The sequence below is a fragment of the Rathayibacter sp. AY1B7 genome (genome assembly GCF_002932735.1).
Lineage (GTDB): Bacteria > Actinomycetota > Actinomycetes > Actinomycetales > Microbacteriaceae > Rathayibacter.
Genome location: NZ_PSWK01000009.1, coordinates 105,157 through 127,943 on the forward strand (window position 1 = coordinate 105,157; position 22,787 = coordinate 127,943).

The window sequence follows — 22,787 nt, forward strand, 5'->3', positions numbered from 1 at the left end:
TGCGGCACCCGGCCGTCTACGGCGCGGAGTCGCCCGACAGTCCGGCGCTCACCAGCGAGTGCACGACGTCGTAGTCCGGGTCCTCCGGGTCGACGGCCGGCGGGACCAGCTCGATCGGATCCACCGGCTGCGACTTCGTCTTGAGCCCCAGCTGCACGAAGTAGCCGAGCATCCCCTGCGGGACGTCCGTCTTGATGACCTGGGACCCGGCGGACGCGACGTCCTGGAACTTGGCGAGGACGTTGCCCGGCTCGAACTGGGCGAGCAGCGCCTCCTGCACCTGCCGCTGGCGCGCCATCCGGTCGTAGTCGCTCGTGGTGTAGCGAGACCGGGCGTAGGCGAGGGCCTGCTCGCCGTTGAAGTGCCAGTGCCCGGGATCGATCCACTGGTTGACGCCCTGCATCACGCCGTCGGAGTCGGGCAGCCCGCCCAGGGGCAGCGGCTCGTCGGCCACGTAGTCGATGTCGATGCCGCCGAGCGCATCGATCAGCTGGGCGAAGCCCTCCATGTCGATCAGCGCGTAGTACTGGATCCTCAGGTCGAGGATGCCCTCGACCGCGTCGCGCATCGCCTCGATGCCGGGCTCGCTGCCGTGGTCGACGGCGTCGGGGTAGAGCTCCGGGTGCTTCAGCTCGACCTCGGTGTAGACCGAGTTGAGCTTGCAGACGTCGACGGCGCAGTTGTCGGTGTCGTAGCCGTCGGGGTAGAGCTCGTGCATCGGGCTGGTCTCGGGGAACGGGAAGTCGACGAACTCGCGCGAGACGCCGATGATCGAGGCCTTGCCGCTCGACGCGTCGATGCTGACCACCGAGATGCTGTCGGGGCGCAGACCGTCGCGGTCCTCTCCCGCGTCGCCGCCGAGGAGCATCACGTTGTAGCGGCCGTCGATCGGCTGCTCGATCGCTCCACCGCCGAAGATCGACGACAGCGTCCCCCGGGTCACGCCGAGCAGGTAGGTGCCGTAGGCGGTGGTGCCGACCGAGACCGCCATCAGCGCGATCGTCGCGAACGCGAGCACTCCGCGCATCCGCGGGCGCACCCGGACGACGCGGATCAGGCGGAGGGTGTCGAGCGTCAGCACGGCCCAGACCACCCCGTAGACGACGAGCGCGGCCTGGAGCGCGAGCATCGAGAGGTCGAAGGTCGCGAGCGTGTAGAGGCCGGTCGGGAAGACGAAGTAGAGGAGCACCGCGACCAGGAGGGCGACCCAGAGCCCGAGGGTGAAGCCGAGCCCCAGGCGCCCGAGCCGGCGGTTGCCCGCGAGGACCTGAGCGGACCCGGGCACCAGCAGGTTGACGATCAGCAGCCACCACGCCCGCCGCGTCATGAAGGCGCGGGAGGCGACGTCCGGGTGCCGCAGCGGCAGGGCGACGGCCGTCACAGGCCCGCCACCAGGGCGTCGTTCTTCGCGGCGACCTGCACCTCGAGGTCGGCGGCGAAGTCGTCGAGCGCTGCGGAGAGGGCGTCGTCCGCCGTCGCGAGGATCTTCACCGCGAGCAGTCCGGCGTTCCGCGCTCCGCCGATGGAGACGGTGGCGACGGGGACGCCCGCCGGCATCTGCACGATCGAGAGGAGGGAGTCGAGCCCGTCGAGTCGGGCGAGCGGGACCGGCACTCCGACGACGGGGAGCGAGGTCACGGCGGCGAGCATGCCGGGGAGGTGGGCGGCTCCGCCCGCTCCGGCGATGACGACCTTCAGGCCGCGGCCGCGGGCCTCGCGGCCGTACGCGATCATCGCCTCCGGGGTGCGGTGCGCGGAGACGACCCGGACCTCGTGCGCCACGCCGAACTCGGCGAGGACGGTGGACGCCGCCTGCATGACGGACCAGTCCGAGTCCGAGCCCATCACGACGCCGACGAGCGGCGCGGGCCCGTTCACGAGCGCGTCCGCGCTCACGAGAGGGCTCCGGCAGGGGTCGGGGAGGTCGGCAGGCTCGTCACGGCGACCATCGTACGGGTCAGTCCGTGAGAACGGCCGCCGCCGCGCGAGCCTCGTAGACCACGAGGTCGAGGTCGTCGCCGGTGGCGTTCACGTGCCCGACCTTGCGGCCCGGTCGCGGCTCCTTGCCGTAGTTGTGCACCTTCACGCCCGGGTGATCGGCGAGCACCCGCGGATAGCGGTCGGTCAGCGACTCCCCCACCGGGCCGCCGAGCACGTTGACCATCACGGTCCACGGATCGCGGCAGCCCGTCGCGCCGAGCGGCAGGTCGAGGACCGCGCGCAGGTGCTGCTCGAACTGCGACGTGGTCGATCCGTCCATCGTCCAGTGGCCACTGTTGTGCGGGCGCATGGCCAGCTCGTTGACCAGGATCCGGTCGTCCGTCGTCTCGAACAGCTCGACGGCCAGGACGCCGGTGACCCCGAGGCTGTCGGCGATCGTCTGCGCGATCTCGGCCGCGGCTGATGCGAGCCGGCCGGCGGACGCGGGGGCCGGAGCGATCACCTCGGCGCAGACGCCGTCGCGCTGCACCGACTCCACCACCGGCCAGAGGATGCTCTCGCCGGAGGGACGCCGGGCGACGAGCTGCGCGAGCTCGCGGCGGAAGCCCACCAGCTCCTCGACCAGGAGCGAGCCGCCCCGGCCGTCCTCGGCGAGGGCGGTGAACCAGTCGTCCGCCTCGTGGGCGCCGCGCACCACGCGCACGCCCTTGCCGTCGTAGCCGCCGCGCGCGGTCTTCACCACGGCGCTGCCGCCGTGCTCGGCCAGGAACTCCCCCAGCTCCTCGGCGGAGGAGACCTCGGCCCACTCGGGCACGGGCACGCCGAGCTCGGTCAGGCGGCGCCGCATCATCAGCTTGTCCTGGGCGAACAGCAGAGCGTCGGGGCCGGGGTGCACGGCGACGCCGCGGGCGACGAGCTCGCGGAGGATCGGCTGGGGAACGTGCTCGTGGTCGAACGTCACCACGTCCACGGTCTCGGCGAAGGCGAGCACGGTCGCCTCGTCGCGGTGGTCGCCGACCCGTGTCGCGGCGAGCCCCGCCGGGGCGCCCTCGCTCTCGGCGAGCACGGCGATCTCGATGCCGAGCTCCACCGCCGCGGGGATCATCATCCGTGCGAGCTGGCCGCCCCCGATCACGCCGACGCGCATGGCGCTCCTCCGTCTCCGCCCGCTGGCGCGGGGCGGCTCCATGCTACCGAGGCCCCGACGCGCTCACGCGGGCGGCGGCCACTCCGGCTCGAGAGCGGGAGCCGCGCCGATCGCCTCCCGCAGCAGGTCGGCCGTGAGCTCCGGATCCGGCAGGTCCCGCAGCACGAACACCTCGGCTTCCGCCTGCAGGATCCGGACGTCACCGCACCGGGCGAGGCGCTGGCCGAGGGAGCGCTCGACCACGACCTCCATCCTCCGATCGAAGACCACCTCGGCCCGCCGGATCGACGCCACGCCCCGGCGCGCGCTGAGGCCGGAGGCGGTGACGCGGTAGCGCACGCTCGCCCAGCCCGCGATCCCGGGAGCGCAGAGGAGCAGCACCAGAAGTGCGGTGCCGAGCCCGATGATCCAGCGCTGCAGGGCGAGCTCGAACTGCGCGGCGAAGTAGAAGCCCGTCCAGGTGAGCAGGAGGAGGCCGACGACCGGTGCGACCGCCCGGCGGGCGCGCGGGGTCAGCCGCGCCAGCTCGCGGTCGGCGGGGTCGGTCCTGGCCATCAGGAGCGCAGATGCGTGACGTCGCCGGCCGGGAACGAGCGCAGCGCGCCGCCCTGCTCGAGCAGGAGCGAGCCGTCCGGGGCGAGTGCGGCGGCGGTCCCCTCCTCCTGCGTGCCGTCGGGCAGCTCGAGCCGGACGCGCGTGCCGAGGGTGCCGCAGGAGGCGCGGACGGCGGCGGCCGCTCCGGAGGCCTCGGCGTCGCCCTGGGCGAGCAGCGGAGCCAGCAGCCCCTGGAATCCGGTCAGGAACGCGGCGAGCACCTCGTCGGCGCTCGTCGTCCGTGCTCCGGCGAGGGCGAGCGAGGTGGCGGTCGGGACCGGCAGCTCCGCCTCCGTCAGCAGCAGGTTCACGCCGGTGCCGACGACGACCCGCCCGTCCGGCAGGCGCTCGGCGAGGATCCCCGCGACCTTCCGGCCGTCGATCAGGACGTCGTTGGGCCACTTGACGGCGACGTCCCCGTCGACGAGGGGTGCGAGGGCCCGGGCGAGAGCGGCGCCGGCCACGAGCGGCAGCCAGCCGGAGGCCTCGGCGCCGAGGGCGGAGGCGTCGACCAGAGTCGAGGCCGCGAGCGTGCGGCCCGCGGGCGCCTGCCAGACGCGCCCCAGCCGGCCGCGCCCGGCGCGCTGGTCGCCGGTGGCGACGACGGAGAGGTGCGGCCACGCGGCGGGGTCGGCGGCCGCCCGCTCGCGGAGCTCGTCGTTCGTCGACCCCGCCGACTCGAGCGCGAGGACGCGGGGGGAGACGGCGGAGGAGAGCGGGAGGAGCATGCCGCCACGGTAGCGGCGGCTCCCGCGAGGCCGCTCCGAGCGCCGCTCGCGACGTCCCGCCCTTGTACGGATCCTCCCGTCGGGAGCGGCCCTCCCTGTGCGAGTGCGACAAGAGGAGGCGTCCGCCCCGCCGGTAGGGTGAGCGGGTGACCGCGAACACCGAACGTCCCGCGCCCGATCTGTACACGACCGCGGGGAAGATCGCGGACCTCAGGAACCGCTACCACGAGGCCGTCACGGCCAGTGGCGAGGCGGCGATCGAGAAGCAGCACGCCAAGGGCAAGATGACCGCACGGGAGCGGATCGACACCCTCCTCGACCCGGGCTCGTTCGTCGAGCTGGACGAGTTCGTGCGCCACCGCACCCACGCCTTCGGCATGGAGAAGAAGCGCCCCTACGGCGACGCCGTCGTCACCGGGACCGGCACCATCCACGGCCGCCAGGTCGCCGTGTACTCGCAGGACTTCACGATCTTCGGCGGCTCGCTCGGCGAGGTGGCCGGCGAGAAGATCATCAAGGTGATGGACCTCGCCCTGAAGACCGGCGTCCCGATCATCGGCATCCTCGACTCCGGCGGAGCACGGATCCAGGAGGGCGTGGTCGCCCTCGGCAAGTACGGCGAGATCTTCCGCCGCAACACCGCGGCGAGCGGCGTGATCCCCCAGATCTCGATCATCTGCGGCCCTGCCGCGGGAGGGGCGGTCTACTCCCCCGCCCTGACCGACTTCGTGATCATGGTCGACAAGACCAGCCAGATGTTCGTCACCGGGCCCGACGTGATCAAGACCGTCACCGGCGAGGACGTCGGCATGGAGGAGCTCGGCGGCGCGCTGACCCACAACAAGATCTCGGGCGTCTCGCACTACCTCGCGAGCGACGAGAACGACGCGCTCGACTACGCGCGGACGCTCCTGTCCTTCCTCCCGGACAACAACCTGTCGCCTGTCCCCGTCTTCGAGACCGAGGTCGACCTCGAGACGACCGACGCGGACCGCTTCCTCGACACGGTCATCCCGGACAGCCCGAACCAGCCGTACGACATGCACGCCGTCATCGAGCACATCGTCGACGAGGGCGACTTCCTCGAAGTGCAGCCGCTGTTCGCGCCGAACATCGTGATCGGCTTCGGCCGCGTCGAGGGCCGCTCCGTCGGCATCATCGCGAACCAGCCGAGCGCCATGGCGGGCACGCTGAACATCGAGGCGGGCGAGAAGGCGTCCCGCTTCGTCCGCTTCTGCGACGCGTTCTCGCTGCCGATCCTGACCCTGGTCGACGTCCCGGGCTATCTGCCCGGCACCGACCAGGAGTGGACCGGCGTCATCCGCCGCGGCGCGAAGCTGCTCTACGCCTACGCCGAGGCGACCGTGCCGCTGGTCACGGTCATCCTGCGCAAGGCCTACGGCGGCGCGTACATCGTGATGGGGTCCAAGCAGCTGGGAGCCGACATCAACCTCGCGTGGCCGACCGCCGAGATCGCCGTCATGGGCGGCCAGGGCGCGGTGAACATCCTCTACCGCAACGAGATCCGCAAGGCGGAGGAGGCCGGCGAGGACGTCGCAGCCGTCCGGACGCGCCTGGCGAACGAGTACACCTACAACGTCGCGAGCCCGTTCCTCGCGGCCGAGCGCGGCGAGCTCGACGGCGTGATCGAGCCCTCGGCGACGCGTGTCTCCGTCATCAAGGCGCTGCGGGCGCTGCGCACCAAGCGCGCCAATCTGCCCGCGAAGAAGCACGGCAACATCCCGCTCTGACCCGACTCGCTCGGACGCCGCGGCAGGAGACGGGAGACCGTCCGTGCCGCGGCGTTCCGCTGCGACCGCCTCCTCACGGGGCGGAGGGGCGGAACGATCAGTCGGAGGAGCCGGGGCCGGTCCGTCGGGCAGCGGACTCCGCGGGAGCATCGGGCCGCACGACGGGAGCGGCCGGCTCCGCGGCCGGAGCACCCGGCTCCCCTGTCGCGGAATCGGGCTCCGCTTCCCGGGCATCCGCCCTCGCAGCCGGAGCACCCGCCTTCACCGCAGGACCACCCGCCTTCACCACAGGACCGTCCGGCTCGGCTGTCGGAGCATCCGCCTTCGCCGCAGGAGCGCCTGCCCTGGCGGCCGGAGCATCCGGCTTCGCCGCGGACGCCTCGGACGGCTTCTCCTCCGGCTTCGCCCCGACCACCCGCGCGAACGCCAGCGCCTGCGCGGCGGAGAGGTCGGGCAGATAGGCGCGACCCAGCGCGGCTCCGATCCGGGGCAGCTGCAGCGCGTCGGGGTAGGTCATCCAGAGGCCCGCGTAGCGCGGGTGGAACTTGGCCTTGAAGCGGAACAGCGACGTGAAGCCGTAGGCCGGCTCGAGCGTCCGCGAGAGGAACTCGAGCAGGCGCGAGAGGACCGTCGGCTCCGGAGGCTCCTCCCCCTCCTCGACCGGTGCGGTGGCGAGCGGTGCGCCCGAGAGCGAGAGGAACTCGGCGCCCTCCTCCTTGACGCGCAGCGCCGCGGAGGCGATGAGGAACTCCATGATGCCGGGCATCGAGTCGTCGGAGCGGCGCATGAAGTCGAGGGTCCAGCCGACCACGCGCCCCTCCCGGTGCACGGGCAGCCAGCTCGTCACCCCCTGCAGCACGCCGTCCGGTCCGACCGCGAGCAGGAGGGCGACGTCGGGATCGCGGACCTCGTCGATCCCACCGAGGGTGAAGCCCATCTCGGGCAGCGCCTTCTCGGCGACCCAGCGCTCCGACAGGTCGACGATCTGGTTGGCCATGCCGAGGGAGAGCTCGGGCCAGCTGGTCCACTGCGCCTCGATGCCCAGCTTGACGCCGCGCGTGAGCGGGTAGCGCACCTTCTGCCACCGCTTGCCGGTGAGCTCGAAGGAGGAGAGCTCGATGATCGTCTCCTCGCCGACCGAGAGGCGCGACCAGCCGAGCCGGTCGAAGACGGGGAGCAGCTCGTCGTGGATGCTGTAGAACACGGGCGTCCAGCTGCGCTCGTCGCAGAACCGCACGAACTCGGCCACGACGTCCTCCCGCCGCTCGGGAGCGCAGGCGGGGTCGGAGAGGGTGATCGCCACGCCGCCGATCACCCGGTAAGCGACTCCGCCGGTTCCGTCGGCCGAGATCCAGTGCGCGTTGCCCTCCCAGGTCCCCTGGTGGCCGAGGCTGCCGGCGCCGTGCAGGGACAGGAGCGCGCGGTACCGCGCCTCGTCGCCGCGGTTCCGCTGCACGTCGGTGGCCCGGAGCAGAGCGACCACCGCCACGACGACCACGAGCCAGAACACCGGGCCGACCCACTCGAAGACGATCCGCGCAACGGGCTCCCGCGGCACGGCGAGCAGTCCGGCGCCGCCGAGGAAGCTCACCGGGACGAAGCGCAGCAGCCCGTCCAGGAGGAGCCTTCCGAGGCCCAGGAGCGGCTCGAAGCTCGTGCGCACGCCGGCCGAGAGCGCCAGGTAGCCGCCGAGGGACACGACGAAGGCGATGGCGACGACCCGCGTCCAGAGCCTCGCAGCGGCACGGGGCGCGCGGATGCGGAAGTGCCTCCTCCCGATCACGAGCATCGCCACGACGGCCAGCGGCACCAGCACCGTCGTCGCCACCCAGAGCAGGTACTCGGCGTAGTAAAGGAACTCGGGGTGACGGGCGGCGCGCTGGAGGGAGAAGACCTCCAGGATCGCGATCGCGATGTTCACCCCGACCGCCAGCAGCAGGCCCAGGCGGCGCCCGGAGCGCAAACCGTAGGCGGCGACGAGCAGGAGGAGGAGCGGGACGAACGTCAGCAGGATCGGCCCGGGGGCGACCAGGCTCAGCTTCACGTGGTGCGCGCAGTGCCGGAGGGCGCGGCTGCACGGGTCCTCGAGGTCCGTCGTCCCCGTGAAGGCGCTCTGCAGCAATCGGCCGAGGAACGAGAACGGACCGTAGCCCGAGTCCGAGAGGACGGCGACGAGCGGACCGATCGCGGTGACGACGACGACCGCCGCCAGCAGCCCCCGGGACTCGCGGTGCGAGCTCGGCGCCGGACGCTGCGGACGCAGCCCCGACGCTCCCCGCGCGAGCACCGCGCCGAGCACGAGCCCCGCGCCGCCCGCGAGGAGCCGGTACGCGTCGGCGGAGTCGCCCGCGTAGAGCACGAACATCAGCACGACGGCGAAGACGGTCACCCGGAGCCTGCGACGCCACAGAGCGCCCATGAAGGCGGTCGAGGCGATGAGGGCGCCGACCGCGCCGATCAGCGGGTCGAAGGTGTGGTCGCCGACGGTGTCGCCCGCCCACCACTCCCCGACGAGAGCGCCGATCGACTGCACGGAGGACCCGACGACGATCCCGACGGCGCCGGTCACGAGGAAGGCGAGGAGGGTGCGGGCCGAGCCGAGGCGGCGCTCCGCGGCGAGGAGCATCGGGAGCACCAGCACGACGTCCAGGAGCAGCTGCAGCGGGTCCGCCGCGATCAGGAGGGCGGTCACCGCTGTCCACGGACGGCCGTCGAGGGTCGTCATCGGGCCCGCCGCCCACCAGGACGTCGTCTCGGCTCCCGCGGGGGCGACGAGCGTCCCCGTGATCGCGCTCGCGGCCAGGAGGACCAGGACGACCGAGACGGCCGCGGGCGACCTCCGGACCAGCAGACGCAGGGGGCGCAGCGCCGCGGCACCGCTCCTCGGGAACCACGTCGGCATGCGGGGACGCTCCTGTTCGCAACGGACGGACGACGCTCCGGCGGCATCCGGCGTCAGCATAGCCATGCCCCGCCGACCGGCGCCGTGAACGGCATGCGATAGCGTCACGGGATGACCGCCTCCGACTCCGCACCCGCCGTCGTCATCTCCACCCCCGGCCTCGACGCCGCCGAGATCGCCGCCGTCACGGCCGTCGTCACCGCACTGACCTCGCGCACCGAGGCCGAGCCGGAGACCCCGCAGGAGCTCAGCGGGGGCTGGAACGACCGCGCCGCGGCGGTCCGCAGGCCGCTCCGGCCGGCACCCGGAGCGTGGCGCTCCTTCTCCGGCTGAGCGGACTCGCAGACGCAGCCCGTCGGGGAACGAGCGATCCGCGACGCGGAACGTGAAATCTGTCCCCCGATTAGTCCCCTAAAGTGCTGACTATGCGCCTCCTGGCGGAGCGAGCACACTAGTGGACGTACGGTGCTCCTCCTTCGGAAGGGGCACCGCCAATCACTCGCCGACCAGGGTAAGCAGGCGGGTGTGTTGGGGGCGAGTGAGGGTAATATTCGGGTTGTTACCCTCACTCGGGGTTTGACGGCGGGCCGGGCCCCCTCTTCGGAGGAGTGGACGGCCCGCCGCACTCCGTTAACGGGCTTTCGTCCTGACGCGCTCTGCGCTCAACGGGCTCTGCCCATGACGGCTCTGCTCACGCTCGTGCCGCGCCGTGCCGCGCCGCGCCGACGATCGGTCCGCTCCGAGAGACCGGGCGCGCCGAGACCTGAGCTGTGCTGAGAGCCGGAGCGTACCGCCCGCGGCACCGATCCGAGATACGCACGCCCTCCGGGGCGGGTCGCCGCCGGTCGCTGCGCATGCGGACGGCCGCGCCGTCCCGCGCGCTCTCCGCCGCTCAGACGTCCCGTCCGCCGACGCCGTCGCGCCGGATCTCGACCCAGGCGTCGACCTCGTCCCCCGCGTCGTCGGAGCCGAGGGCGCCCGCGCTGCCGTCGCCGGCCGTCCGCAGGCCCACGACCGTGACGGCTGACGCCGAGTCGGCCGACGCGGTGCGCACCACCACGCGGTCGACCTCCTCGCGGATCCCGCTCAGAGCCTGGGCGAGCTCCACCAGCACCCGTCGGCTCTCGCCCTCGGAGGTGCGGTCGAGGCCGCCGTCGTCGAGCACCGAGACGGTCACCCCCCGCCGCCGCGCGTCGAGCACGAGACGCCGCACCTCGTCGTCCAGCAGCCGCCGGCCGCGGATCTCGTCGCGCACGGCCGCCTCGAGCAGCCGGCACTCGCGCCGCTCCTCGTCGGTGAGGCCCGGTCCCGGCTCGGCGATGCGCAGCAGCATGTCGGCGGCGAGGGCACGGGTCTGCTCCAGCCGGACCTCGCGCTCCGTGAGGTGCGCCTCCTCCGCGGCCCGCCACGACGCGGCCGCGCGCTCGGCCGCCTCGAGCACGCGCGCCTCGGAGCCCGCGCGCCCGAGCTCGACGATGAGCAGCTGCGCGATCGCGACCCAGGCGATCCCCCCGACGACGCCGAGAGTGGCCAGCGCGGCCGGGCCGGCCCAGAACACGGTGTGCACGATCAGGAAGCCGACGCCGACCCAGGCGCAGGCCGCGCGCCGGCGGGCGCACACGATCGTCATGAGGGTGCCGACCGCGGCGATGTACCAGGTGGAGTAGCCGTTGGAGGCGCCCGGATCGAGCGACGGCGCGACCAGCAGCGGCAGAGCGACGGCGACCGCGGTCATCCCGACCGCGACGGGCAGGGCGAGCCGGGTCGTCGCTCCGGGCCAGAGGGCGACGACGGTCGCCGCGACGTACAGCGCGACCGCGACGAGGTCGGCCGGCGTGGCCGGGGAGATGCGGAAGGAGAAGAAGGCGAGCACCACGTGGTAGAGCGAGAAGCCGGCGCCGAGCGCCTGGAGCAGGGGGCGCGGGTAGGCGATCACGGCCCTCCTCCCGCGTCCGCCCGCCAGGAGAGGACGACTCGGGTGCCCTCGCCCGGAGTCGAGTCGACCCGCGCCGATCCCCGCGCGTTGTGCACCCGCTCGAGGATGGAGAGCCGGATGCCCAGCCGCTCGCGCGGGACGTCGGCGAGCCGGAAGCCGCGGCCGTCGTCCTCCACCACGACCTCCACCGCGCCGTCGCCCAGCAGCCCGTGCACGGCGCGGTGGACGCTGCCGCTCGGACCCGCGTGCTGGACGCTGTTGGCGAGCGCCTGCCAGACCGCCCCGAGCAGCGCCTCGGCCACCGGGCGCGGCAGCGTCGTCGCGCGCGGATCCACTCCGTCGGCCGTCGCGACCGCGATCTCGGTCCCGAAGGTGGACGCCGCGTGGGCGAGCTGGCGCTGCAGGAGCTCGAGCGGGACCAGCCCCTCGGGCGGCTCCGGCTCGTGGTCGGGCAGCAGCACGGCGAGGGTGCGCTGCGCCATCGAGGAGACCAGCGCGCGCTCGGCCGGCGACTCGGCGGAGGCGGCGGAGAGCAGCGTCGCGAGCACGTTGTCGTGCACCAGGGCGTCGACCTCGACCCGCTCCACCTCGCCGGCGTGCTGGCGCATCGCCGCCTCGTACTGCTCCATGGCCGTCGTCTGCGCACGGTCGATCTCGTCGGCCGACTGCCGGAGCACGGTGATCAGCACCAGCATCACGAAGCCGACGATGCCCACGTAGGCGGCGTCGAGGATCGCGCGGGTCGGCTCCGCCCCGCCGCCGGAGGGGAGGACGCGCAGCAGCCCGAACAGCACGGTCGTCACCGACACGTACGCGATCGCGATCCGGAGGGGAGCCGCGATCGTGCAGAAGGCGGTGCCGATGGTCAGCAGGTACCAGATCCACGGGGTCTCGCGGTCCGCGCCCCCGGTGGAGACGGCGGCCGGCCAGGTCAGGAGGGCGATGAGGACACCGACGGCGACCAGGACCGCCGTGATCCGCGTGCCCCGCCGCAGCACGGCGGTGACCACGGCGGCGGTGAGCGATCCGAAGACCAGCACCAGCACCGGCCAGGCCACCTCGGGGCGCAGGAGGGGCAGCTGCGCGAGGATCGGCGGGACGGTCTGCACGCCGAAGCCGAAGCCGAAGAACGACACGACCGTGCTGATGATCCGGTCGATGCGCTCGCGCCCGGCGTTACGGCGGGCGATCGGCGCCTCAGCGCCCGCCATCGCCGTCGTCCGGGTCGATGCCCGGCAGGATGCCGTCCTCCACCGCGCGCCGCAGCAGATCGACCTTCGTCGGGGCGGGACGGCCGATCTCGACGTACTTGTCGCGGATCCGGTCGAGGTACTCCTTCGCCGTCGACACCGAGATCTGCAGCCGCTCGGCCACCAGCTTCAGCGGCAGCCCCGAGGCGTAGAGGTGCAGGACGTCGCGCTCGCGACGGCCGAGCACGGCCCGCGCGAAGTCGTCGTCGGCGTCGATGGCCGAGGCCCACTCCAGATTGTTGAGGACCTCGCCGCGGGCGACCGTGCGGATGGCGGCGACGACCGTCGACATAGGCGAGGACTTCGGGATGACGCCGGCCGCTCCCGCGGCGAGCGCCTCCCGCACGGCCACGACGCGGTCCGCGATGCTGTGGACGAGGACGGCGGAGCCGCGCACCTGCCCCCACTTGACGTTGCTGGTGATGCTCGAGCCGTCGTTCAGGGACAGGTCGAGGACGAGCACCTCGATCTCGGCGCCGCCGATCGTGCTCTCGAGGGCCTGGACGGTCTCGGCGGCGGCGACCACCTGCATTCCCGCGCTCTCGACGGCGGCGGCCACGCCCAGGCGCACCGACTCGTGGTCGTCCACGATCGCCACGCGCACGCGCGGGGCCTCGGCTGCGTCGACGTGGGGCTCCATCCCGCCCATGGTACGCAGACGCGGGCCCGCGGTCAGTCCTCTCGGCGGACCAGTCGCGCAACGGCCTCCACGTGGGAGGTGTGCGGGAAGAGGTCGAAGCCCTCGAGGCGCTCCAGCTCGTAGCCCGCCCCGGTCAGGGCGCCCACGTCGCGGGCGAGCGCGACCGGGTCGCAGGCGACGTAGACGAGCTGCGCCGGCCGCAGCTCCGCCAGAGCGTCGGTGACCGCTCGGCCGGCGCCCGAGCGCGGCGGGTCGAGGACCACGGTCGCCGCGCGCCACCGCGCCCGCTCGCGCGTATCGGCCTGGGCGACGACGTCGCGGAGGTAGCGGTCGACGCGGGCGGTCACCGCGCGGGCGCCGACCTGGTCGGCCAGGTTCTCGAGCGCGTGCTCGGTGGCGCGGGAGTCGCTCTCGACGCTGGTCACGCGCACTCCGGCGCCGAGGCGGTCGGCCAGCGCCGCGGCGAGCAGGCCCACCCCGCCGTAGAGGTCGTGGTTGGCGGCCGACGGGTCCGCCGCGTCCGCGTCGACGGCGGCCTGCACGGCCTCGAAGAGCGCGGCGGCGGCTCCGCGGTGCACCTGCCAGAAGCCGGTGCGGTCGACCCGGAAGGTGCGGTCGGCGACGAACTCGCTCACCACCGTGCGGTCGCGGCGGGCGCGCTTGTCGGAGGGGTCGTGCACGAGCACCGCGGCTCCCTCGGACCCGGCCGCGTCGACGAGGTCGACCACCGAGCCGGGAGCGAGGCGCTCGCCGAGCGGTGCGGCCAGGGAGGAATCGGCGGTCGCGAGGGGCAGCGACTCCACGGTGACGACGTGGTGGCTGCGTGCCGCGTAGGGGCCGACCCGTCCGTCGTCGTCGACGTGGAGGCGGTTCCGCGTGCGCCAGCCGAGGCCGCCGGACGCGTCGTCCCCGCCGATCGGCGCGACCTCCACCTCGATCTCGCGACGGGCGAAGCGGGAGAAGGAGTCGACGAGCACGAGGCGCTTCAGCTCGCGCTGGTAGGCCAGGTCGGCGTGGCCGAGCTCGGCGCCGCCGACGCGCTCCTCCGGGCGGCGGTCGAGGGCGGCCTCGGGCCAGACGTGCTCCACCCGGTGCTCGGACGCCTCGAGCACCTCGAGCGCCTCGGCACGCCAGAAGCTGTCGTGCCGGACCTCGCTGATCCGCGCCCGCACGCGCTCGCCGGGGAGGACGTCCGGGACGAAGACGACGCGGCCCTCGTGCCGGGCGACGAACACGCCGCCGTGGGCGACGTTGCTAATGTCGAGCTCGATCTCGGTCCCGAGTGCGTCGTCGGCCCCGTCGGGGCGGGCGGATGCTCGGGACGGGGTCTGTGCCATCCGTCGAGCATCCCACAGCGTGGGCCCGGCCGCAGGGAGCCCTCGTGCGCCTCTACCTCGCCTCCACCTCCCCCGCGCGCCTCGCGCTGCTGCGGGCCTCCGGGATCGAGCCCGTCGTCGTCCCCTCCGAGGTGGACGAGCCCGCGGCCGTCGCCCGGGCCGAGCAGGAGCGGGGCGCGGCGCTGGACGCGGACGCCACCGTCTCGCTGCTCGCCCGCGCCAAGGCGCACGCCGTCCTGCGCCCGGACATCGACGGTCTGGTGCTCGGCGGCGACTCCGCGTTCGTCCTCGACGGGGTCGTCCACGGCAAGCCGCACGAGCCGGAGCGGGCCCGGGAGCGCTGGCGCGCCCAGCGCGGTCGCACCGGCCGCCTCCACTCCGGCCACTGGCTCGTCGACCACCGCGGCGGGAGGATCGTCGCCGAGGCCGGAGCGGTCACCTCCGCCGCCGTCACGTTCGCCGACGACATCGACGACGCCGAGATCGACGCCTACGTCGCCACCGGCGAGCCCCTCGAGGTGGCCGGCGCCTTCACCATCGACGGCCGCGGCGCCGGCTTCATCACCGCGATCGAGGGCGACCCCTCGACGGTGATCGGGATGTCGGTGCCGACCCTCCGCACTCTGGTGCGGAGCCTCGGCGTCGACTGGACCGCGCTCTGGAACCGCTGAGGCCCGTCCCGCCCTTGTGAGGAACCGACGAAGGCCCTCCGCTTCTTTGTGGTGAGCCGCGCCGGGCCGGGCGGAGCCGCCCCCTAGGGTTGGGGACCATGCCGAAGATTACGAAGGTGCTCGTCGCCAACCGGGGCGAGATCGCCGTCCGAGTCATCCGCGCCGCCCGCGACAGCGGGATCGCCTCCGTGGCCGTCTACGCCGACCAGGACCGCGACGCCGTGCACAGCCGCCTCGCCGACGAGGCCTACGCCCTCGGCGGGACGACCAGCGCCGAGACCTACCTCGTCATCGACAAGCTGCTCTCGGTGGCCCGCCGCTCCGGTGCCGACGCCGTGCACCCCGGCTACGGCTTCCTCGCCGAGAACGCCGACTTCGCCCGCGCCGTCATCGACGCCGGCCTGATCTGGATCGGCCCCGGCCCCGAGGCCATCGAGCGCCTCGGCGACAAGGTCTCGGCCCGCCACGTCGCCGAGAAGGTCGGCGCGCCGCTGGCCCCGGGAACCCTCAACCCCGTCTCCGGCGCCGCCGAGGTGCTCGAGTTCGTGGACCAGTACGGCCTCCCCGTCGCGATCAAGGCGGCCTTCGGCGGCGGCGGTCGCGGCCTCAAGGTCGCCCGCGAGCGCGACGAGGTCGAGGAGCTGTTCGCCTCCGCCACGCGCGAGGCCGTCGCCGCCTTCGGCCGCGGCGAGTGCTTCGTCGAGAAGTACCTCGACCAGCCGCGCCACGTCGAGACCCAGTGCCTGGCCGACGCGCACGGCAACGTCGTCGTGGTCTCCACCCGCGACTGCTCCCTCCAGCGCCGCCACCAGAAGCTCGTCGAGGAGGCGCCCGCGCCGTTCCTGACGGATGCGCAGAACACCGAGCTCTACCGCGCCTCGAAGGCGATCCTGCAGGAGGTCGGCTACCTCGGCGCCGGGACCTGCGAGTTCCTGATCGGCAAGGACGGCACGGTGTCCTTCCTCGAGGTGAACACCCGCCTCCAGGTCGAGCACCCCGTGTCGGAGGAGATCACCGGCATCGACCTCGTGCGCGAGCAGTTCCGCCTCGCCGAGGGCGGCGTGCTCGACTACGACGACCCGGAGCCCCGCGGCCACTCCTTCGAGTTCCGCATCAACGGCGAGGACGCGGGCCGCGGCTTCCTCCCCGCTCCGGGCCCGGTGCACGTCTTCAAGGCCCCCGGCGGACCCGGCGTCCGCGTCGACTCCGGCGTCGTCGCCGGCGACGTGATCTCCGGCTCCTTCGACTCGCTCCTCGCGAAGCTGATCGTCACCGGCGACAGCCGCGAGCAGGCGCTGGAGCGCTCGCGCCGCGCCCTCGCCGAGTTCGAGGTCACCGGACTGCCGACCGTCCTCCCCTTCCACCGCGCGATCGTCGAGGACCCGGCCTTCGCCCCCGAGGGCGGCGCGCCCTTCACGATCTACACCCGCTGGATCGAGACCGACTTCGAGAACACGATCCCGGCCTGGAGCGGCGAGCCCGGAGCGACCGACGAGCCGGCGGCCCGCCGGAACGTGGTCGTCGAGGTCGACGGGCGCCGCGTCGAGGTCACTCTCCCCGGCGACCTGGTCGGCTCGGGACCCGCCCGCGGGGCCGCTGCCGCCTCCCCGAAGCGCCGCGGCTCCTCCTCCGTCAGCACCGTCACGGGCGACTCCGTCGCCTCGCCCATGCAGGCCACCATCGTCAAGGTCGCCGTCGCCGAGGGCGACACGGTCGTCACCGGCGACCTGGTCGTCGTCCTCGAGGCGATGAAGATGGAGCAGCCGCTCACCGCCCACAAGGACGGCGTCGTGAAGGGCCTCGACGCGACGGCCGGAGCGACCGTCCCCGCGGGACACGTGCTCCTCCAGATCGTCTGAGCCCGTTCCGGGCCGCTCCCCGCGCGGCCCGGCGCGGTCGGCTCCTCGACGTGAGTGGTACCGCCGAGCGGGTCGCGTCGCGCTGCCGTCAATCGCTTCGCACGCGATTCCCGGTCGTGCGCTCTGCCGATGAAGGGCCGCACCCCGCGCGGCCCGGCGGAGTGGCGCGTCAGGTGACGATGTGCATGGCGCGCGCGGCGTCCGAGATCGAGCCGGTGAGGCTCGGGTAGACGGTGAAGGCCCGCGCGACCTGGTCGACGGTCAGGCGGTGCTCCACGGCGAGGGCGAGCGGGAAGATCAGCTCGCTCGCCTTCGGAGCGACGATGACGCCTCCGATGACGGTGCCGGAGCCGGTGCGCGCGAACAGCTTGACGAAGCCGTCGCGGATGCCCATCATCTTCGCCCGCGGGTTCGCGGCGAGCGGGAGCTTGTAGATCTCGCCCTGCGCGATGCCCTCCTCGATCTCGCGCTGGCTCCACCCGACGGTCGCGATCTCGGGCTGCGTGAAGATGTTCGCCGCGACGTTGCGCACCTCGGTCGGGTTCACGGCGTCGCCCATCGCGTGGAACACGCCGGTGCGGCCCTGCATGGCGGCGACGGAGGCGAGCGGGAGGAACGTGGTGCAGTCCCCGGCCGCGTAGATCGAGGGGACGCTGGTGCGGGCGACGCGGTTGACGCGGATGTGCCCCGACTCCGTCAGCTGCACCCCCGCGTCCTCGAGGCCGATGCCCGCCGTGTTCGGCACGGAGCCGACGGCCATCAGGCAGTGCGAGCCCTCGACGACACGTCCGTCCGAGAGCACGGCCTGCACGCCCTTCTCGGTCCGCTCGACGCGGTCGGCGCGCGACTTCGAGAGCACGACCATGCCGTTGCGCTTGAAGACGTTCTCGATCACGGCGGCCGCGTCGGCGTCCTCGCCGGGCAGCACCTGGTCGCGGGAGGAGATGAGGGTCACGCGGGCGCCGAGCGCACGGTAGGCGGAGGCGAACTCCGCGCCGGTCACGCCGGAGCCCACCACGATCAGGTGCTCGGGGACGGACTTGAGGTTGTAGAGCTGGGTCCAGCTGAGGATGCGCTCGCCGTCGGGAGCCGCGGTCGGGAGCACACGGGGGCTGGCGCCCACCGAGACCACGATCGTGTCCGCCTCGATGCGGTCGAAGTCCATGCCCTCGCCGCCGGCAGCCGTCGAGACGATCAGGGCGTTCGAGCCGTCCAGGCGCCCGTCCCCCTGGACGATGCGCACGCCGTGGTGCACCAGGTTCGCGCGCATGTCCTCGGACTGCTGGCGCGCGAGGCCGAGCAGGCGCTTGTTCACCGTCGCCAGGTTGACCGCCACGTCCGGGCGCACCGGCTTGTTCTGCTCCGAGCGGGTGAAGAACTGCACGCCCAGGTCGGCGGCCTCGCCGATGGCGTTGGTGGCCTCCGCCGTCGCGATGAGCGACTTCGACGGGACGACGTCGGTGATGACGGCCGAGCCGCCCACTCCGACCCGCTCGACCAGGGTGACCTCAGCGCCGAGCTGCGCTCCCGCGATGGCGGCTTCGTAGCCGCCCGGCCCCCCTCCGAGTACAGCGATCCTCTGCGCGCGCTCGAACTCGTAAGCCATGCTTCCCATTGTCCTCTCTCACTGAGTGTTCGCCCAATCGCGGGGTGTCGGATCGGCCGCGGGAGTCGCCCTCCGCCGCCGCGCAGCCCGTCGGTAGGGTGGGAAGATGTCCGACCAGACCCTGCACCCCCTCGACGCCCCCGACGCCGATCCCTTCGAGATCGCGGCCCGCGCGGCCGCTCAGATCGCCGAGACGACAGGGGTCGAGAAGCACGACATCGCCCTCACCCTCGGCAGCGGCTGGGGCAAGGCCGCCGACGCGATCGGCGAGACGACCGCGACGGTGGAGGCCACCGAGATCCTCGGCTTCTCCAAGCCGGCCGTGCACGGGCACGGCGGCACCCTGCGCTCCGTCCTGCTCCCCACCGGCAGGCGCGCGCTGATCATCGGCGCCCGCACCCACTACTACGAGGGCTACGGCGTGCGCCGCGTCGCGCACAGCGTCCGCACCGCCGCCGCGACGGGCGCGACGGTGATGATCCTCACCAACGGCGCGGGCGGCATCAAGGAGCACTGGACGCCCGGGACCCCCGTGCTGATCAGCGACCACATCAACCTCACCGCCGACTCGCCGCTCGAGGGCGCGACGTTCGTCGACCTCACCGACCTCTACTCCTCGCGCCTGCGCGACCTCGCCCGGGGGACGCGTCCTGAGCTGGACGAGGGCGTGTACGTGCAGTTCCGCGGGCCGCACTACGAGAGCCCGGCCGAGGTGCAGATGGCGAGGATCATCGGCGGCCACATCGTCGGCATGTCGACCGCCCTCGAGGCCATCGCCGCGCGCGAGGCGGGCATGGAGGTGCTGGGCATGTCGCTCATCACGAACCTCGCCGCCGGCATCCAGAAGACCCCCCTCAGCCACGAGGAGGTGCTCGAGGCCGGCCGCGACGCCGAGGACGACCTCGCCCGCCTGCTCGCCGGGATCACGGGCGCCCTGTGAGCGCCGACGTCCGGGAGCTCGCCGAGGCCTGGCTCGCCCAGGACCCCGACCCGGAGACGCGGGAGGAGCTGGTCGGCCTGCTGACCGCCTCCGACTCGGGGGACGCCTCCGCCCGCGCCGAGCTCGAGGACCGCTTCGGCGCCCGCCTGGCGTTCGGCACCGCAGGCCTGCGCGGCGCCATCGCGGCGGGATCCAACCGGATGAACCGCGTGCTGGTCTCGCAGGCCGCCGTCGGCCTGGCCGACTTCCTGCTGGCGCAGGGCGTCCAGCGGCCCGTGGTCGTGATCGGCTACGACGGCCGGAAGAACTCGCGCGTCTTCGCGGAGGACTCCGCCGCGCTGATGGCGGGCGCCGGCGTGGACGCGGTGCTGCTGCCCCGGCTCCTGCCCACCCCCGTGCTGGCCTTCGCCGTGCGCCACCTCGGCGCCGACGCCGGAGTGATGGTCACGGCGAGCCACAACCCGCCGCAGGACAACGGCTACAAGGTGTACCTCGGCGGCGCCGACGAGGGCTCGCAGATCGTGCCGCCGGTCGACTCCGAGATCGCCGAGCGGATCCTCGCGGTCGCGCGGGACCGGCGCGTTCCGGAGCTGCCGCGCGGCGAGTACCGGCTCGCGGACGAGTCCGTGGTCGCCGCCTACATCGAGGCGACGGCAGCCGTCGGCCGCCAGTCCGCTCCGCTGCGCATCGTCTACACGGCGATGCACGGGGTCGGCTGGGAGACGGCGCACCGGGTGCTCTCCGCGGCGGGATTCGACGAGCCGGCCGTCGTGGTCGAGCAGATCGAGCCCGACGCGGCGTTCCCCACGGTCGCGTTCCCCAACCCGGAGGAGGCAGGCGCCCTCGACCTCGCCTTCTCGACCGCGCGCTCCGGTCGCGCGCAGCTGATCGTGGCCAACGACCCGGACGCCGACCGCTTCGCCGCCGCCGTGCCCGACGCCTCCGCCCCGGAGGGCTTCCGGCGCCTCACCGGCAACGAGGTCGGAGCGCTGCTCGGCTGGCGCGCCGCCGAGCAGGTCCGCCGCGAGGGCCGCACCGGAGGAGCGCTCGCCTGCTCGATCGTGTCCTCCCCCGCCCTCGGTGCCGTGGCGGCCGACTACGGCCTCGACTTCGCCGAGACGCTCACGGGCTTCAAGTGGATCTCGCGCGTCCCCGACCTCGTCTTCGGCTACGAGGAGGCACTCGGCTACCTGGTGAACCCCGGGACGGTCCGCGACAAGGACGGCGTCTCGGCCGCGCTCGCCTTCCTCTCCCTCGCGAGCGCGCTCGCCGCCGAGGAGCGCACGATCGACGACGAGCTGGAGTCGTTCGCCGAGCGGTTCGGGCTCTTCGGATCGGAGCAGATCTCGCTCCGCGTCACCGACCTCTCCGAGATCGGCCGGATCATGGCCGGACTGCGCGCGACGCCTCCGACCGCGATCGGCGGGCTCGCCGTCGAGCGGAGCGAGGACCTGCTCGCCGAGGGCGGCGCGCTGCCCCCGACCGACGCGCTCCGCTTCTCCCTGGACGGTGCCCGTCTCATCGCGCGCCCGAGCGGCACGGAGCCGAAGGTCAAGCTCTACCTCGACGCCTGGTCGCACGACTCCGACGCCGACGCCCGCCGGTCGGCCGTCTCGTCCCGCCTCGCCGCCCTGCGCACCGGCGTCGCGGAGCTCCTCGCGTAGGTCCCCCTCCGGTCAGCGGGGCGCGCGGACACCGATCCGCTCGCCCCGCTTCCAGAGCCACTCCACCGGACCGAGCTCGAACCGGCGCAGCCACAGGTGCGCCGCGAGCACGACGACCGCCGCGATGAGCAGGAACGCTCCGACGGTCGCCGGGACGCGCCACTGCGCGGCGGTCACCGCCAGCCCGAGTCCCCAGCCGTAGAAGAGGGCGCCGCCGAGCAGGTTCTGCAGGAGGTAGGCGCTCAGGGCGACCCGGCCGACCTCCCGCGCCCGTCGTGCCGCCCAGCCCTCGGCGCCCCGGCGGAGGCAGGCCTCGGCGAGGGCCGCGAGCAGGCCGAGCCCGACCAGGGGCGCGACGAGGTAGCGCTCGGCGAGCAGACCGGCGGCGCTCCCCCCGACGCCCAGCGCGAGGTCGACGGGGAGGGCGAGGGCGCCGAGGACCATCAGGCGACGGCGGAGTGACGCGCCCTCGGCGGCGAGGACCCCCGCCCGATGGAGGCGCGCGCCGAGGAGGAACATCGCGAGGCTGAGGAGCCCGATGAGCACCGGCTCCGCACGGAAGACGCCCGCGTTCTGCAGCCGGAAGAGGGCGAGGCCGAGGAACGACGCGTCCGCGTAGGGGCTCCGGCCGGTCGGCCCCTGTCCGGCACCGTCCGGACTCGCCGCCACGAGCGCCACGAGCGCCACGAGCGCCGAGATCAGGACGACGTGCAGAGCGCCGCAGACGAGGATCACGCGGCGCTGCGTCGTCGGCCGGGTGAGCAGCAGCCAGGCGACGACCGCTCCGGTGACGGCGTATCCCATGAGGACGTCGAACTCCGCGATCAGCACGTAGTTGACCGCGCCGTCCAGGAGGAGGAGCGTCGCGCGCCAGAGGTAGCGGCCCGGCCAGCGCGTCCCGCGCCGGACCGCGGAGGCGTGCTGGATCGCGAGGCCCACCCCGAAGGCGAGGGAGAGGAGGGCGAGGAACTTGCCCTGCGCCAGCGCCATCAGCAGGAGCTGCGCAGTCCCGGCGGAGGAGGAGGTCTCCGGCGTCACCGGGACGGAGAGCAGTCCGAGCATCCCCCAGGGGTGGGAGAAGATCCAGATGTTCGTGCCGAGGGTCCCGATGATCGCGACACCGCGGACGACGTCCAGGGTCGCGATGCGGCGGCCGGCTCCGGCACGGGGTGGCAATACGGTCGTATTGGTCATGTCCGAGAGCGTAGCCTGCTCGAGCAGTCGAACGAGAGGGACGCCATGCCGGATCGGCGCGAGAGCAGGAGCGACATCCTCTCGGCGGTCGTCGCCGTCCTCTCGACCCGCGGGGCGGAGCACCTCAGCATCCGCACCGTCGCGGCCGAGGCCGGCGTCTCGGTGGGGGCCGTCCAGCACCACTTCCCGACGAAGCAGGCGCTGCTGGCCGGCGCGATGGCCCGGGTCGAGGAGCGCTTCCGCGAGCGGATGCGGAGCCGCCTGGAGGCCGAACCCTCGGCCGAGGTGCGGCTGCGCGTCTTCTGCGACGAGATCGCGTGCGTCGCGGACGAGGACGTCCCCGACGCGATCGTGTGGACCGCCTTCGCCTCCCGCGCCGGCACCGATCCGGAGATCCGCGCGATCCACACCGCCGGCTGGTCGCGCACGGAGGACGTCGTCCTGGAGCTGCTGCGCGCCGCGCATCCCGCAGCGTCGTTCGGCGCCGACGACGCGGCGCTTCTCCTCGCAGTCCTCGACGGCATCGCGGTCTCCCGCGCGGCCGAGCGGCCGGAGCCCCTACGCGGACGCGTCGTTCCTCGGCCTCGCCCTCTTCCGGCTGCAGAACGCGGGCGTCTTCCGTGCGGA

19 protein-coding genes are annotated in these 22,787 nt (G+C 73.5%); 7 read left to right on the plus strand and 12 right to left on the minus strand.

Annotated features, from left to right (window positions below; translation table 11 throughout):
- Window positions 1-16: 16 nt before the first annotated feature.
- The 5 genes from C5C95_RS07225 to C5C95_RS07245 form a co-directional block, all read right to left on the minus strand.
- Complete coding sequence (locus tag C5C95_RS07225) at window positions 17-1,381, minus strand: LCP family protein (protein ID WP_258062765.1); 1,365 nt, start codon at window positions 1,379-1,381, stop codon at window positions 17-19.
- Window positions 1,378-1,845 (minus strand): 5-(carboxyamino)imidazole ribonucleotide mutase, encoded by a 468-nt coding sequence (purE, locus tag C5C95_RS07230; RefSeq protein ID WP_104246749.1) that lies wholly within the window; start codon window positions 1,843-1,845, stop codon window positions 1,378-1,380. Before purE ends, C5C95_RS07225 begins: the two co-directional genes overlap by 4 nt.
- Window positions 1,846-1,957: 112 nt before the next feature.
- Window positions 1,958-3,088 (minus strand): 5-(carboxyamino)imidazole ribonucleotide synthase, encoded by a 1,131-nt coding sequence (locus C5C95_RS07235; RefSeq protein WP_104246679.1) that lies wholly within the window; start codon window positions 3,086-3,088, stop codon window positions 1,958-1,960.
- Between the two features lie 63 nt (window positions 3,089-3,151).
- Window positions 3,152-3,643: a PH domain-containing protein gene (locus C5C95_RS07240; protein ID WP_104324142.1), complete on the minus strand. Its 492-nt coding sequence runs from the start codon at window positions 3,641-3,643 to the stop codon at window positions 3,152-3,154.
- On the minus strand, window positions 3,643-4,410 hold the full coding sequence (locus C5C95_RS07245; RefSeq protein ID WP_104272570.1) for a biotin--[acetyl-CoA-carboxylase] ligase: 768 nt from the start codon (window positions 4,408-4,410) through the stop codon (window positions 3,643-3,645). The genes C5C95_RS07240 and C5C95_RS07245 overlap by 1 nt, the downstream gene beginning before the upstream one ends.
- Before the next feature lie 146 nt (window positions 4,411-4,556).
- Here C5C95_RS07245 and C5C95_RS07250 point away from each other — a divergent pair, with 146 nt between their 5' ends.
- Window positions 4,557-6,161: an acyl-CoA carboxylase subunit beta gene (locus C5C95_RS07250; RefSeq protein ID WP_104324143.1), complete on the plus strand. Its 1,605-nt coding sequence runs from the start codon at window positions 4,557-4,559 to the stop codon at window positions 6,159-6,161.
- 97 nt (window positions 6,162-6,258) lie between these two features.
- Here C5C95_RS07250 and C5C95_RS07255 read toward each other — a convergent pair whose 3' ends face one another.
- Window positions 6,259-9,063, minus strand: coding sequence for a DUF2156 domain-containing protein (locus tag C5C95_RS07255; protein ID WP_181125598.1), 2,805 nt, complete (start codon window positions 9,061-9,063; stop codon window positions 6,259-6,261).
- Between the two features lie 111 nt (window positions 9,064-9,174).
- On the opposite strand from C5C95_RS07255, the gene C5C95_RS07260 reads away from it, so the two are divergent.
- Window positions 9,175-9,396, plus strand: coding sequence for an acyl-CoA carboxylase subunit epsilon (locus C5C95_RS07260; protein ID WP_104225462.1), 222 nt, complete (start codon window positions 9,175-9,177; stop codon window positions 9,394-9,396).
- A 559-nt stretch (window positions 9,397-9,955) separates the two neighbouring features.
- Here the strand turns inward: C5C95_RS07260 and C5C95_RS07265 are convergent.
- Genes C5C95_RS07265 through C5C95_RS07280 form a run of 4 tightly spaced genes read right to left on the minus strand, consistent with a single transcriptional unit; the run spans window position 9,956 to window position 14,226 of the window.
- Complete coding sequence (locus C5C95_RS07265; RefSeq protein ID WP_104324145.1) at window positions 9,956-10,999, minus strand: hypothetical protein; 1,044 nt, start codon at window positions 10,997-10,999, stop codon at window positions 9,956-9,958.
- Window positions 10,996-12,210, minus strand: coding sequence for a sensor histidine kinase (locus tag C5C95_RS07270; RefSeq protein ID WP_104249486.1), 1,215 nt, complete (start codon window positions 12,208-12,210; stop codon window positions 10,996-10,998). The genes C5C95_RS07265 and C5C95_RS07270 overlap by 4 nt, the downstream gene beginning before the upstream one ends.
- The gene (locus C5C95_RS07275) at window positions 12,197-12,898 is read right to left on the minus strand and encodes a response regulator transcription factor (protein WP_104223169.1); all 702 of its coding nucleotides are present in this window, start codon (window positions 12,896-12,898) and stop codon (window positions 12,197-12,199) included. The genes C5C95_RS07270 and C5C95_RS07275 overlap by 14 nt, the downstream gene beginning before the upstream one ends.
- A 23-nt stretch (window positions 12,899-12,921) precedes the next feature.
- Window positions 12,922-14,226, minus strand: coding sequence for a class I SAM-dependent RNA methyltransferase (locus C5C95_RS07280; protein ID WP_146078769.1), 1,305 nt, complete (start codon window positions 14,224-14,226; stop codon window positions 12,922-12,924).
- 44 nt (window positions 14,227-14,270) lie between these two features.
- Between C5C95_RS07280 and C5C95_RS07285 the strand changes: the two genes are divergently transcribed.
- Both C5C95_RS07285 and C5C95_RS07290 read left to right on the plus strand, forming a co-directional pair.
- Entirely contained in the window at window positions 14,271-14,897 is a 627-nt protein-coding gene (locus C5C95_RS07285) for a nucleoside triphosphate pyrophosphatase (protein ID WP_181027094.1), read from the plus strand.
- A 98-nt stretch (window positions 14,898-14,995) separates the two neighbouring features.
- Window positions 14,996-16,756 carry a biotin carboxylase N-terminal domain-containing protein gene (locus tag C5C95_RS07290; RefSeq protein ID WP_104324146.1) on the plus strand — a complete coding sequence of 587 codons (1,761 nt, stop codon included), beginning with the start codon at window positions 14,996-14,998 and terminating at the stop codon, window positions 16,754-16,756.
- 169 nt (window positions 16,757-16,925) lie between these two features.
- Here C5C95_RS07290 and C5C95_RS07295 read toward each other — a convergent pair whose 3' ends face one another.
- On the minus strand, window positions 16,926-18,362 hold the full coding sequence (locus C5C95_RS07295) for an NAD(P)H-quinone dehydrogenase (protein ID WP_104223171.1): 1,437 nt from the start codon (window positions 18,360-18,362) through the stop codon (window positions 16,926-16,928).
- A 106-nt stretch (window positions 18,363-18,468) separates the two neighbouring features.
- Here C5C95_RS07295 and C5C95_RS07300 point away from each other — a divergent pair, with 106 nt between their 5' ends.
- Both C5C95_RS07300 and C5C95_RS07305 read left to right on the plus strand, forming a co-directional pair.
- The gene (locus C5C95_RS07300; RefSeq protein ID WP_104324147.1) at window positions 18,469-19,302 is read left to right on the plus strand and encodes a purine-nucleoside phosphorylase; all 834 of its coding nucleotides are present in this window, start codon (window positions 18,469-18,471) and stop codon (window positions 19,300-19,302) included.
- Window positions 19,299-20,966 (plus strand): phospho-sugar mutase, encoded by a 1,668-nt coding sequence (locus tag C5C95_RS07305; RefSeq protein ID WP_104223173.1) that lies wholly within the window; start codon window positions 19,299-19,301, stop codon window positions 20,964-20,966. The genes C5C95_RS07300 and C5C95_RS07305 overlap by 4 nt, the downstream gene beginning before the upstream one ends.
- Before the next feature lie 12 nt (window positions 20,967-20,978).
- Here the strand turns inward: C5C95_RS07305 and C5C95_RS07310 are convergent, their stop codons facing one another.
- Window positions 20,979-22,160, minus strand: coding sequence for a DUF418 domain-containing protein (locus C5C95_RS07310; protein ID WP_104324148.1), 1,182 nt, complete (start codon window positions 22,158-22,160; stop codon window positions 20,979-20,981).
- Between the two features lie 45 nt (window positions 22,161-22,205).
- Here C5C95_RS07310 and C5C95_RS07315 point away from each other — a divergent pair.
- The coding region (locus C5C95_RS07315) for a TetR/AcrR family transcriptional regulator (protein ID WP_104324149.1) at window positions 22,206-22,787 on the plus strand (582 nt) is incomplete at its 3' end.

Bases quoted from the DNA above. Each gene is read 5' to 3' on its own strand.
- C5C95_RS07260 (WP_104225462.1), top strand. From the start codon at position 9,175: ATGACCGCCTCCGACTCCGCACCCGCCGTCGTCATCTCCACCCCCGGC.
- purE (WP_104246749.1), bottom strand. From the start codon at position 1,845: ATGGGCTCGGACTCGGACTGGTCCGTCATGCAGGCGGCGTCCACCGTC.
- C5C95_RS07240 (WP_104324142.1), bottom strand. From the start codon at position 3,643: ATGGCCAGGACCGACCCCGCCGACCGCGAGCTGGCGCGGCTGACCCCG.
- C5C95_RS07290 (WP_104324146.1), top strand. From the start codon at position 14,996: ATGCCGAAGATTACGAAGGTGCTCGTCGCCAACCGGGGCGAGATCGCC.
- C5C95_RS07235 (WP_104246679.1), bottom strand. From the start codon at position 3,088: ATGCGCGTCGGCGTGATCGGGGGCGGCCAGCTCGCACGGATGATGATC.
- C5C95_RS07245 (WP_104272570.1), bottom strand. From the start codon at position 4,410: ATGCTCCTCCCGCTCTCCTCCGCCGTCTCCCCCCGCGTCCTCGCGCTC.
- C5C95_RS07270 (WP_104249486.1), bottom strand. From the start codon at position 12,210: ATGGCGGGCGCTGAGGCGCCGATCGCCCGCCGTAACGCCGGGCGCGAG.
- C5C95_RS07275 (WP_104223169.1), bottom strand. From the start codon at position 12,898: ATGGGCGGGATGGAGCCCCACGTCGACGCAGCCGAGGCCCCGCGCGTG.
- C5C95_RS07255 (WP_181125598.1), bottom strand. From the start codon at position 9,063: ATGCCGACGTGGTTCCCGAGGAGCGGTGCCGCGGCGCTGCGCCCCCTG.
- C5C95_RS07310 (WP_104324148.1), bottom strand. From the start codon at position 22,160: ATGACCAATACGACCGTATTGCCACCCCGTGCCGGAGCCGGCCGCCGC.
- C5C95_RS07300 (WP_104324147.1), top strand. From the start codon at position 18,469: ATGTCCGACCAGACCCTGCACCCCCTCGACGCCCCCGACGCCGATCCC.
- C5C95_RS07280 (WP_146078769.1), bottom strand. From the start codon at position 14,226: ATGGCACAGACCCCGTCCCGAGCATCCGCCCGCCCCGACGGGGCCGAC.
- C5C95_RS07295 (WP_104223171.1), bottom strand. From the start codon at position 18,362: ATGGCTTACGAGTTCGAGCGCGCGCAGAGGATCGCTGTACTCGGAGGG.